Below are 11,492 nucleotides of genomic sequence, written 5' to 3'. Positions count from 1 at the left end.
GCCCGACGGCACCCGGTCGGCGGAGCTACCGGTAGCCTCCCGCCCGTTGCCTTCGTCGGGCGCGCAGGGCCGCGTCCACGGAGAACACCGAGGCACCCGCGAGGACGAGGGGCAGCCAGGCCATCAGGTAGGCGAGGTCGTTGCCGTAGTAGTACGGGTCCGAGGCCCAGCTCACGGTCAGCCACAGGCTGAGCGAGATCAGCGCACCGCCGAGCGCGGCCAGGCGGGCCAGGATGCCCAGCAGGGTGCCGATGCCGACGGCGAGTTCACCGAAGGCGATGGCGTAGCCGAAGCCGACGGGGTTCTTCAGGGACAGGTCGACCAGTGCGGGGATGGCCGAGGAGTCACGGACGCTGCGCATCATGTCGCCGATGGAGCCGGAACCGGAGCTTTTCATGAAGGCGCTGTCCGTCAGCTTGTCCAAGCCGGCGTAGACGAAGGTGACACCGAGGAAGATCCGCAGGGGCAGCAGGGCGTACTGGCCGATGCTGTCCCGCCAGGAGCGTTCGTCGTCGTCATAGGGGGTGTGCGTGTCCGTCCGAAAACCGTGAGTCATCGCTTCGAGCCGCCTCTCACCAGCGTGCCGAGCCCCTACCAGACGATACGCAGGAAGGGGTGGCGGTGCTCAATGCGATGCCGGGTTTCCGAGCGCGCAAGGACGCGGGCCGCCGTCCCTCAGTCCGTCACATCGATCGCGTACCGGTTGGTCTCCACCCCGGCGGCCGTCACCACCTGCACCTCCACCCGTCCCGGCTCCACGTCCGCCGGCACCGGCACGGTCAGCACCTCGTCCGTGGGGTTGCTGAACCCCCCGGCCACCGGCACCAACGGCACGTGCACGTTCACCGGACCGATCCGCACGACCATCCGGGACAGCCGGTCCGCCCGCTGCGCCCCCGGCGGCACGAAGCCGGCGCCGCGGATCTCGATGTCGTCCCCGGTGCGCACGGGCCCGTCCAGGTCACCCGCCTCGCGCGACCGCACCACGGAGAGGATCACCGGCCGGCCGCCCTCCGCGTACTTGCCCGCGACGTAGGTGGCCGCCGACACCAGCACCACCACCGCCAGTCCCCACGGCAGATCCGGCAGCTGATCCGGCCGCCGGGCCAGCCGTACCGCCGCGAACAGCAGGGCGACCGCGCCGATCACGACGTACTGGATGTCGGCGAAGGCGCCCCGCCCGGAGTCGTCGGTCAGCAGGTCGGAGGCGCGGGGCCGGTCCGCCCGCACCTTCTGCAGCCGCTGCCCGAGCACCCGCAGCCCGACCACCCGCCGCACCAGCACGGCGATGGCGCAGACCACGGCCAGGACGGTCACGACCCCGGCGCCCCGGGCCAGTTCGAGTCCGGAGATCAGCGCGTCCCGCTCACGGCTGTCGGAGGCCGCGGCCAGCCGGCCCGCCAGTACCAGCACCGCGTAGGCGACGAACAGCACCCATGCCACCGCGACGGCTCGCGAGGTGGACAGCCGGTTGTCCTCGCCGATGACCGGCGCGAGCACCCCGCCCCGGGCCCGGTGGAACCAGGAGGCCGCGGTCAGCGACCCCGCGACCACGAGCGCCGCGACCAGCCCCGCCGTACGCGCCGCGGTCCAGCCCGCGCCGATGGCCGTCAGCGCCTGGACGAGGAGCAGCACCACGACAGCGGCCCACACCGTGTACGCGGTACGGCGCCACAGCCGGGCGAGCCAGGCGGCGCCCTCGGCCCGTCCTCGCTCGGCCACGGCCTCCGCCGACTGGGTCAGTTCCTCGGAGACCCACTGCCGGGAGGCCGACGCGGAGTGCGCCACGGCCGCGGGCAGGCCCTGTCCGGCGGCGAACTCGTCCCGTTTCAGGAGGAACTCGGCCACCGCCCGCCGATGCCCGGCCCGCGCCCCGTGCGGACAGTCCCCGCAGGTGCAGCCACCCTCGTGCGCACCTCCGGGCACGCCCCCGGCCGCGCTCTGTCTCGCTTCCTGCACCGCCACGCCCGACGCCCGCCTTCCCATGACTCCCGGCCCTTCGGCCCCACGTGACCTCACGGCCGACCGGCCGCCCGACCCTCTGAAGAACCCCGAACAACTCCCCCGTGATGACAGCGAATTGTGCCCTACAGCACACCTCCCCCGTCCGGCAGGTCTGGTCAGCGCGGGTGAAGCGGGGCCCGCCGTGTTGACCCGGCTGCGAGAATTTCCGTATGGCCGAGATCATCCAGCGTGACGGGACCTGGGCCTTCGACGGCACGACGGTCAGGATCACGCCGGGACTGCACCGCTCCGTGCCGCTGTTCCGGCAGACGTACGGCGAGGTCGCCGTGCCCCTGGAGGCCATCGCGGGCGTGGCGTTCGAGCCGGAACGCAAGCGCGGGCGGCTGCGGATGCGGCTGCGCGAGGGCGCGGACCCCCTGCTGCACGCGACCGGCGGACGCCTGCCGGACCCGGCGGATCCGTACCGCCTGACCGTGGACGTCGACCGCGCCGGCGTCGCCGAGTACGTGGCCGAGGAGATCCGGCACGCCCTCCTCCTGGACCAGGTCCCGAAGGAGCCGACGAAGACGTATCTGCTGCCGGGCCCGCCGGTCCCGGTCTCGGTGCGCTCCTCCGACGGCACGGTCTCCTTCGACGGCACCCAGGTCCGCATCGACTGGGCCGACACCTCCGACCGCGTGAAGCGGGCGACCGGACCGCGGATCATCGACGTGGGCGACCTCGTCCAGGTCGAGTGGCTGCCCAACTCCGGTTACGAGGACGGTTTCATGCGGTTCGTGACCCGTGAGACGTCCTTCTCGAAGCTGCCGCCGGAGAAGGACCCCTACGCCCTCGACCTGTGGGGCAGCACCCGCCGTGATCTGCTGACGGCCCTCGTGGCGACGGCGGTCACGGCCCGGCTGCCGCACCCGTCCACCCGCGGGGACCTCGCGTACGGCGGGGACGGCGCCCGCCGCCCCGGCCTCACCGCGGCCGCCGTGCCCCCGCCCGCCGACCATCACGACGCGCTCCTGCGCAGACTGCGGGAGTTGGGCGAGCTGCATCGCGCCGGGGTGCTCACGGACGAGGAGTTCGCGATGACGAAGGCGGCCGTGCTCCGGGGATTCTGACGTCTTGGGAGCGCCGCCTCACGACAGCAGGTCGGGCTCGCTGCGGCTGATGTCCTGCCACATCGGCTGGTAGTTGATCCACGCCACCAGGTCCCCGCCCAGCTGCTCCCGGGTCGCCACCGCCGCCCGGTGGTCGATGAGCACCGGGCGGCCCGCCGCCTTGGCCAGCAGCTGCACCTGGCTGGAGCGTTCCATGGACAGGAACCACCAGGCCGCCGCGTCCACCGAGTCCCCGACGGTCAGCAGCCCGTGGTTGCGCAGCACCAGCGCCTTGCGGGACCCGAGCGCGGCGGCGATCCGGCGGCCCTCGTCGGCGTCGACGGCGACCCCGGTGTAGGCCTCGTACAGCGCGTGGTCCTCGTAGAAGGCGCAGCTCTCCTGGGTGAGGGGGTCGAGGAGCTCGCCGAGGGCGGACAGCGCCCGTCCGTGCACGGAGTGGCAGTGGGCGACGGCGACGACGTCGGGACGGGCGGCGTGCACCTGGGAGTGCACGGTGAAGGCCGCCTGGTTGACGTGGTAGCGGCCGTCGAGCACCTGCCCGTCGGAGTTGGCGAGGACGAGGTCGCTCACGGTGACGTGCTTGAACGGCATGCCGAAGGGGTTCACCCAGAAGCAGTCGGTGAACTCCGGGTCGCGTGCGGTGATGTGTCCGGACACCCCGTCCTCGAAGCCGAGCCGGCCGAAGATCCGCAGCGCGCCCACGAGCCGCTCCTTGCGGTGCCGGCGTTCCTCCTCGACGGAGTCGTGCATCGGCGGCATCGCGAACTGGAGCTTGTCGGTGGGCACCGGCATCGGCGGAGTGGGACCGAGGGGTGTCCCGTGCATGTGGTCCTCCAGCACTGGGTTGCTGTACGGGGCGGAAGTTACCTGCGGTGGACGCAAGAGAACAGGGGTGGTTTGTAAAGATGCGCACACGACAGATACCTGACAGAAGATGTCGGATATCGACGCAAGACTGACGGCCATGAACTGGGCTGACTTCTCCGCCGCCGAACCCGAGCTCGCCAGGACCGTCGAGCAGCGCTTCGGCGCCTTCACCCACCACGTCCTCGCCACGCTCCGCAAGGACGGCTCCCCGCGCACCAGCGGCCTGGAGGTCCGCTTCCTGCACGGCGAGCTCTGGCTCGGCATGATGCCGGACTCGCTCAAGGCCCTCGACCTGCTACGGGACTCCCGTTTCGCGCTCCAGGCCAACCCCGGCGAGGGCCAGACCCTGGGGGGCGGGGACGTCCGGATCAGCGGTCTCGCCACAGAGGTCACCGACGCCCGCGAAAAGGCCGCGTACAGCGAAGAGGTGGAACCGCCGGAGCCGTTCCACCTCTTCCGCACCGAGCTGACGGAGGTCGTGCGGACCTACGTCGAGGACGACACGTACCTGGTCGTCCAGGTCTGGAAGCCCGGAGAGCCGGTGCGCACTCTCAAGCGGACCTGACCTTCAAACAAGGGAGCCCTACTCCCACTCGATCGTGCCCGGCGGCTTCGACGTGACGTCGAGCACCACGCGGTTGACGTCGGCCACCTCGTTGGTGATCCGCGTCGAGATCTTCGCGAGGACGTCGTACGGCAGCCGCGACCAGTCGGCGGTCATGGCGTCCTCGGAGGAGACCGGGCGCAGCACGATCGGGTGGCCGTAGGTCCGGCCGTCGCCCTGGACACCGACCGAGCGGACGTCCGCGAGCAGGACCACCGGGCACTGCCAGATGTCCCGGTCGAGGCCGGCCGCGGTCAGCTCCTCGCGGGCGATGGCGTCGGCGTCGCGCAGCAGGTCCAGGCGCTCCTTGGTGACCTCGCCGACGATGCGGATGCCGAGGCCGGGGCCGGGGAAGGGCTGGCGCTGGACGATCTCGTCCGGGAGCCCGAGCTCCTGGCCGACCATCCGCACCTCGTCCTTGAACAGCTTGCGCAGCGGCTCGATCAGCTGGAACTCGAGGTCCTCGGGGAGGCCGCCCACGTTGTGGTGGGACTTGATGTTGGCGGTGCCGGTGCCGCCACCGGACTCGACCACGTCCGGGTAGAGGGTGCCCTGGACGAGGAACTCCACCGCCGGGCCCTCGTCCGCGATGATCTCGGCCTGGGCCTGCTCGAAGACCCGGATGAACTCACGGCCGATGATCTTCCTCTTCTCCTCGGGGTCGGAGACCCCCTTGAGCGCGGTCAGGAAGCGCTCCTCCGCGTCGACGACGACCAGCTTGACGCCGGTCGCGGCCACGAAGTCCTTCTCGACCTGCTCGGTCTCGCCCTTGCGCATCAGACCGTGGTCGACGTACACGCAGGTGAGCTGGTCGCCGATGGCGCGCGCGACCAGGGCGGCGGCGACCGCGGAGTCCACACCGCCGGACAGACCGCAGATCGCGCGCTTGTCACCCACGCGCGAGCGGATCTCGGCGACCTGCTCCTCGATCACGTTGCCGGTGGTCCAGTCCGGCTTGAGACCGGCGCCCCGGTACAGGAAGTGCTCCAGGACCTGCTGGCCGTGCGTGGAGTGCATGACCTCGGGGTGGTACTGGACGCCGTAGAGCTTCTTCTCGTCGTTCTCGAAGGCGGCGACCGGGACGACGTCCGTGGACGCGGTCACGGTGAAGCCCTCGGGGGCGGCGGAGCAGGCGTCGCCGTGGGACATCCACACCGACTGCTCGTCCGGGGTGCCCTCGAAGAGGGTGGAGCCGGACTTCGACACGTGCAGCGGCGTACGGCCGTACTCGCGGGCGCCGGTGTTGTCGACGGTGCCGCCGAGGGTGGTCGCCATCAGCTGGAAGCCGTAGCACATGCCGAAGACCGGGACGCCGGACTCGAACAGCTCGCGGTCCAGGCGCGGGGCGCCCTCCGCGTACACCGACGAGGGGCCGCCGGAGAGGATGATCGCCGCCGGGTTCTTGGCGAGCATCTCCGCGACCGGCATGGTGCTCGGCACGATCTCGCTGTAGACCCGGGCCTCGCGGACACGACGGGCGATGAGCTGGGCGTACTGCGCACCGAAGTCGACGACCAGGACGGTGTCGGGGGCGGCGGCGGGGTTCGCTGATGACACGGGTTGCCTTCCGGCGGTGAGCGAGGTGTGTGTGGTACCGAGTCTACCGGGACCGGCGGGGCCGGCTCGGGGGTGAGCCCGGTCTCAGGATGCGAACGGGCTTGGACACTCCCGCGGGGCCCTGCATACTGCTCCCATGCTCCCGCAGACGACCTACCTGTTTACCTATGGCACCCGGCCCGCCGGCTGCCATGGTCGTGCTGCTTGAGCAACTGACAAGCGACTTCCCAGGCGCCCCGGGCCGACAAGGTCCGGGGCGCCTGGTGTTTTCCGGACCTTGCCGCCCTGGGGCCGCCACCCCACCCAGGAGCCCCACATGACCACCACACCGGAAGCCACCGCTGCGCAGACCCCCGCGCCGGAAGCCGTCATCGCGGACGCCCGGGAGCGCATCGACGCTCTCGACGACCGGATCATCGGCCTGATCCAGGAACGGGTGGCCGTCTCGTCCGTCGTCCAGCAGACCCGGATCGCCTCCGGCGGCCGACGGGTCCATCTCGCGCGCGAGATGGAGATCCTCGGCCGCTACCGCGAGGCGCTCGGCAAGCCGGGCACCTCGCTCGCCATGACGCTCCTCGAACTGTGCCGGGGTCGTATCTGAGTTCGGGGCCCGCCTCACCCGTACGGCGCGTGACCGCCGGGCCGCCCGCGTCGTTGGTGGTGGTGTCCGTGCCAGCCAGGGGCGGGCCCGACAGAACCACGCGTGGCTCGCTGGAGCGATGAGGCGCACGGATCACGCCGTGCGCCGTGGGACCTCGCTCCAGGAAGTGACCGGACGGCAGGGGACAGCAGCCCGGTCACCCAAGAGAACGGCCGGCTCCGGGGACGCCCGGGGCCGGCCGGCGGGGACAAGTACCGGCACAAGGCTGGGTCAAACGGTTGCGGAGGCCGCGTCCATCCAGCACGATGCCTAGAAAGCCCCCAAGTCCCTCCGCAGACAACCACATTCGTTGTGCGTCACCGTACTGCCAAAGGTCCGGACCAGGCGGGCGTCCAGGTGGCACGGACACGGAGAGCAAGCGGCGCAACCCCCCGGCGCCGCTCCCAGGCACCGGCGCTGCCCTGACGTCGGTGCTGACGAAAGAAGGGCCCCGCGGCTCCGTCCCGCGGGGCCCTTCGCATGCCGGTGCGCCGGTTTCCTCGCTCAGACGCGGGAGACGGTTCCGCAGCCCTCGGCACGGTCGGGGTCGAGGGGCTTGCTGCGGTCGTACGGGTCGGTGGTCGGTCCGGTGGGGGCCGCTCCCGTGGGTTCGGAGGAGCTGAACGACGGGTGCAGGTAGCCGTCGTGGACATCGCAGGCCGAGTTGTTGATGTCCTGGTCCCAGTTCACGACGGTGAGCTTGCCCGGGGTGACCTGGTACCTGGCCGGGTCGGAGATCTCCACGTCGAGGATCCGGCGGACGATGGTGCGGGTGACCTCGGTGGAGCCGTTGGTCTGCACGACCGGGTAGACGAAGGTGTAGTCGGCGTGCACGGCCACGGAGGCGTGGTCGCCGGCCTTGAAGGTCATACGGCCGCGGGTCTTCACGACGTCGCCGACCAGCCGGACCTCCTCGGGGTCGAAGCGGCTGAACATCCACAGCGGGTCGTGGGTGTCGTCCGGCTCGCGCAGGCCGGTCTCCAGGAGCCCCCGGACGTCCTTCTGCAACGGGTCCAGCACGTCGAGCGCCGCCTTCGGCCGTTCGCCGCGCAGCGTCGCCGGGTCGAGGTTGGACTCGACGAGGAGCTTCCTGGTCAGCTCCAGCACCTGCTCGACCTTCGCCGCGGACCGGCCGCCGACGGCCTTCGCCTCCGGTACGGCGATCCCGGCGGCGCCGTCGGCCCAGCGCTTGGCGGGCGAGCCGGCGAACGGGTCGTCCAGGGTCGGGATCGCGGAGGCCTCGGCGGAGGGTGCGGCGGTCGGTGCCTGCGTCTCCTGCGGCAGCGGGGCGGGCTCGGCCGCCGCGGAGCTCTCCCCGCCGAAGGGGTCGCCCGGCACCAGCGAGGGCTTCACCGCCACGACGGCCACCACCACCGCGACGGCGACGCCGAGGACGCCCCACAGGCCCCGCCGGCTCCTCTTCTGCTGCCAGGCCGGCCCGGTGCGCCAGCCCTCCGGCAGTTCGCCGCGCGCTTCCTGTCGCCGCAGCCGCTCCGTCACCTCACGGGCCCGCGCGGAGGGCTCCTTGGGGGCGGAGCCCCGGATGTCCCGTTCGGTGTCACGGGCGAACCGTTCCCAGACGTCGTCCGGGATCTTGGGGTCTTCAGACACGTGGGTCAGTTCTAGGGCCTGGGAAAGCCCGTTCACAAGCTGAACTGACGTGTGACTCAGCCCACATAAGTTTTCTGTGAATGCCCGCACAACCTTTCCCCGGTGTCGTGGATCAAACCTCACGAATCACGGGCCCCACCCGCGCCCCACACGCGGAGGCCTCTCCTAGACGTGTGCCGCGCGAGTGCGGCACACCTGACTTCCGAGGTCTTCATGAAGCTTCGTCGTGCACTGGCCGCCGCGGCCGCGACCGCCGCGATAGCGCCGCTGGCTCTGTTCGCCGCGCCCAGCGCCTTCGCGGAGGAGTCCCCCACGCCGACCGCGGCCGAGAGCACGCCCGCCGGCGAGAACACCCCGACGGCCCCCGAGAGCACCACGGCGGCCCCGGAGACCACCCCGGCCGCCCCGGAGACCACGCCCGCCACGGGCGAGAGCTCCCCCGCCGCCGGCGAGACCAGCTCGACCCCCTCCGGCAGCCCCTCCACGAGCCCGTCCGGCTCCACCAGCGCCAGCCCCTCCCCGAGCACGAGCGACGAGCCCGTCGACCAGTGCGAGATCGACGAGGACGACGACCCGGTCTTCAACGACAGCGACGTGCTGCACAGCTCGCTGACCGGTCTGCCCGAGAGCATCGTGGCGGGCAGCGGCTGGACGAACTTCAAGTTCAACGTCAGCAACTCCGGCGACGAGACGATCAAGGACATCCAGCCCATCGTCGGTGTCGGGGCGGTCGACTGGGACTTCGAGAAGGACTACACCGACCTGGTCACCGTGCAGGTGAAGCAGGGCGGCTCGTGGGTCGACGTGGCCACGCAGTTCGGTGAGGGCGGCTCGTTCAACGCCTTCGACCTCAAGGCCGGCGACTCCCTCAGCTACCAGCTCCGCGTGAAGGTCGACCGTGAGGTCCCGAGCGCGATCGGCATCGCCATCGGTCTCGCCGAGTACTCGGACGACAAGGGCTGCTGGGTCTCGGCCGACGAGAACATGGGCATCTACTACTTCGAGGTCCTGCCGGCCGGCTCCGACGCCGGCAAGCCGGGTGACGCCAAGCCGCAGACCGGCGGCAAGAGCCCCATCTCCGACGTCAACGGCGTCGACGTGGACGGCCAGCTCGCCGAGACCGGTTCGAGCTCGGCCCTGCCGGTCCTCGGCCTCGTCGGCGGCTTCGCCGTCGTCGCCGGCACCGGTGTGGTCTTCGCGGTGAAGCGGCGCAAGGGCGCGGCCGGCGCCCACGCCTGAGCCGTAGCGCGCTGAGCACGGCTTGACGCAGGACAGGAGAAGGACCCGCACTCGGAGGGGGGTGCGGGTCCTTCTCTTTCGTGTTGCCGGGGGTCCTACGACTTCTTCGGCACCGCCGGCATCCCCAGGAACGGCAGCTTCAGCGCGCCGAAGGCCTCCGCCGGAACGGCCGGTGACTTGGGCTCGACGGCGGCGAGCCGGACGTACGCCTCGCCCTGTGCCGGACGCGGGTCCTCCTCGCCCTTGTTGGGCCAGTACGACATCGCCCGCTCGGCCTGCGCGGTGATCGTCAGCGACGGGTTCACGCCGAGGTTGGCGGAGACCGCCGCCCCGTCGACGACCGAGATCCCGGGGTGGCCGTAGAGCCGGTGGTACGGGTCGATGACGCCGGTGTCGCGGGAGGATCCGATGGGGCAGCCGCCGAGGAAGTGCGCGGTGAGCGGGGTGCCCATGAGCTCACCGACGTTCGAGCCGGCGAAGCCGTTGATGTCGGCGGCGATCGCGGAGGCGCCCTGCGAAGCGGCCTTGATCTGCTTGGGGTTGGGAGCCCCGTGCCCCTGCCGTGCGGTGAGCAGGCCCTTGCCGACGCCGTCCGGTTTCAGATACGTCGTCAGGGAGTTGTCCAGCGACTGCATGACCAGCCCGATGATGGTCCGCTCCGACCAGCGTCGGTTGGAGAGCGAACGCAGGACGAGGAGCGGGTGCTTCGCGGCGTTCGCCAGCCAGGCCATGGCCCTGGACGAGCCCTCGGCGTACGGCACCTGGAGGATGGACAGGCTGCCCATCGAGTTGGAGCCCTTGCCGTAGCGGACCGGCTCGATGTGGGTGTTCTCGTCCGGGTGGATGGACGAGGTGATGGCGACCCCCTGGGTGAAGTCCACCTTCGGCGCACCGGTCGCCCTGCGGTAGCGGCGGTTGTCGGTCTGGGCGCCCACCAGGGCCTCGGAGTTGGTGCGGGTGAGTTCACCCAACCGGTCCGAGATGTACGGCAGTTGGCCGCCCGCCTTCATGCGGTGCAGCAGGGTCTGGGTGCCGTAGGTGCCGGCGGCGATGACGACCCTGCGGGCCTTGAAGGTGCGGCCCTTCGCCTTGCGGCGGTCGTCGGTGGGGAGGGTCGCGATCGCGTAGCCGCCCTGCGAGTCGTCGGTGACCGACACGACGGTGGTGAGGGGGTGGACGACAGCACCCGCCTTCTCGGCGAGGTAGAGGTAGTTCTCGTTCAGGGTGTTCTTGGCGCCGTGCCGGCAGCCGGTCATGCACTCGCCGCACTCGATGCAGGCTTTGCGGGAAGGGCCCGCCCCGCCGAAGTAGGGGTCGTCGACCTGCTCGCCGGGGGCGGCTTTCCCCTTGCCCTCCGCGTCCTCGCCGTCGCCGAAGAAGACGCCGACCGGGGCCATGTGGAAGGTGTCGCCGACGCCCATCCGCTCCGCGGCCGCCTTCAGGTGGACGTCGGAGGGGGTCATCGTCGGGTTGAGGCGGACACCGAGCATGCGGCGGGCCTGGTCGTAGTACGGCTCCAGCTCCTCCTGCCAGTCCGTGATGTCACGCCACTGCGGGTCCTCGAAGAAGGGCTTCGGGGGGACGTAGAGGGTGTTGGCGTAGTTGAGGGAGCCGCCGCCGACGCCCGCTCCCGCGAGGACCATGACGTTGCCCAGGAGGTGGATGCGCTGGATGCCGTACATGCCGAGCTTCGGCGCCCAGAGGTAGTTCTTCAGGTCCCAGGAGTTCTTCGGGAGCGTCTCACGGGTGAAGCGGCGTCCGGCTTCCAGGACACCTACGCGGTAGCCCTTCTCGGTGAGGCGAAGGGCGGTGACGGAACCGCCGAAGCCTGATCCGACGACGATGACGTCGTAGTCGTAGGTGTCCTGTGGCACGTGCTCTCCTCGTCGAGAACCGGAGT

General features: G+C 71.0%; 10 protein-coding genes. 4 read left to right on the top strand and 6 right to left on the bottom strand.

Annotation, left to right across the window (positions count from 1 at the left end):
• Nucleotides 1–25: 25 nt before the first annotated feature.
• Nucleotides 26–556 carry a DoxX family protein gene (locus tag M2163_RS29965; RefSeq protein WP_280849783.1) on the bottom strand — a complete coding sequence of 177 codons (531 nt, stop codon included), beginning with the start codon at nucleotides 554–556 and terminating at the stop codon, nucleotides 26–28.
• A gap of 119 nt (nucleotides 557–675) precedes the next feature.
• Nucleotides 676–1,965, bottom strand: coding sequence for a hypothetical protein (locus M2163_RS29960; protein ID WP_280849784.1), 1,290 nt, complete (start codon nucleotides 1,963–1,965; stop codon nucleotides 676–678).
• Nucleotides 1,966–2,174: 209 nt separating this feature from the next.
• On the opposite strand from M2163_RS29960, the gene M2163_RS29955 reads away from it, so the two are divergent.
• A complete protein-coding gene (locus M2163_RS29955) occupies nucleotides 2,175–3,074 on the top strand; it encodes a DUF4429 domain-containing protein (protein WP_280849785.1) in 900 nt (299 codons plus the stop codon).
• An 18-nt stretch (nucleotides 3,075–3,092) separates the two neighbouring features.
• Here M2163_RS29955 and M2163_RS29950 read toward each other — a convergent pair whose 3' ends face one another.
• Nucleotides 3,093–3,899 carry a class II aldolase/adducin family protein gene (locus M2163_RS29950; protein WP_280849786.1) on the bottom strand — a complete coding sequence of 269 codons (807 nt, stop codon included), beginning with the start codon at nucleotides 3,897–3,899 and terminating at the stop codon, nucleotides 3,093–3,095.
• 139 nt (nucleotides 3,900–4,038) lie between these two features.
• Here M2163_RS29950 and M2163_RS29945 point away from each other — a divergent pair, with 139 nt between their 5' ends.
• Nucleotides 4,039–4,506 (top strand): pyridoxamine 5'-phosphate oxidase family protein, encoded by a 468-nt coding sequence (locus M2163_RS29945; RefSeq protein WP_280849787.1) that lies wholly within the window; start codon nucleotides 4,039–4,041, stop codon nucleotides 4,504–4,506.
• An 18-nt stretch (nucleotides 4,507–4,524) separates the two neighbouring features.
• Here the strand turns inward: M2163_RS29945 and guaA are convergent, their stop codons facing one another.
• The gene (gene guaA, locus M2163_RS29940) at nucleotides 4,525–6,102 is read right to left on the bottom strand and encodes a glutamine-hydrolyzing GMP synthase (RefSeq protein WP_007384156.1); all 1,578 of its coding nucleotides are present in this window, start codon (nucleotides 6,100–6,102) and stop codon (nucleotides 4,525–4,527) included.
• Between the two features lie 277 nt (nucleotides 6,103–6,379).
• Here guaA and M2163_RS29935 point away from each other — a divergent pair, with 277 nt between their 5' ends.
• Complete coding sequence (locus M2163_RS29935; RefSeq protein ID WP_280895525.1) at nucleotides 6,380–6,703, top strand: chorismate mutase; 324 nt, start codon at nucleotides 6,380–6,382, stop codon at nucleotides 6,701–6,703.
• A gap of 543 nt (nucleotides 6,704–7,246) precedes the next feature.
• On the opposite strand, the gene M2163_RS29930 is transcribed toward M2163_RS29935, so the two are convergent.
• Nucleotides 7,247–8,353: a hypothetical protein gene (locus tag M2163_RS29930; RefSeq protein ID WP_280895524.1), complete on the bottom strand. Its 1,107-nt coding sequence runs from the start codon at nucleotides 8,351–8,353 to the stop codon at nucleotides 7,247–7,249.
• A gap of 213 nt (nucleotides 8,354–8,566) precedes the next feature.
• On the opposite strand from M2163_RS29930, the gene M2163_RS29925 reads away from it, so the two are divergent.
• A complete protein-coding gene (locus M2163_RS29925; protein WP_280849791.1) occupies nucleotides 8,567–9,592 on the top strand; it encodes an LPXTG cell wall anchor domain-containing protein in 1,026 nt (341 codons plus the stop codon).
• A 95-nt stretch (nucleotides 9,593–9,687) separates the two neighbouring features.
• Here M2163_RS29925 and M2163_RS29920 read toward each other — a convergent pair whose 3' ends face one another.
• Nucleotides 9,688–11,466 (bottom strand): GMC family oxidoreductase, encoded by a 1,779-nt coding sequence (locus tag M2163_RS29920; RefSeq protein ID WP_280895523.1) that lies wholly within the window; start codon nucleotides 11,464–11,466, stop codon nucleotides 9,688–9,690.
• Nucleotides 11,467–11,492: the final 26 nt, after the last annotated feature.

It is taken from the genome of Streptomyces sp. SAI-135, assembly GCF_029893805.1.
In the GTDB taxonomy this organism is placed as follows: domain Bacteria; phylum Actinomycetota; class Actinomycetes; order Streptomycetales; family Streptomycetaceae; genus Streptomyces.
The sequence above is the reverse complement of the archived record's forward strand: the minus strand, read 5'-3'. Positions and strand labels throughout refer to the sequence as shown.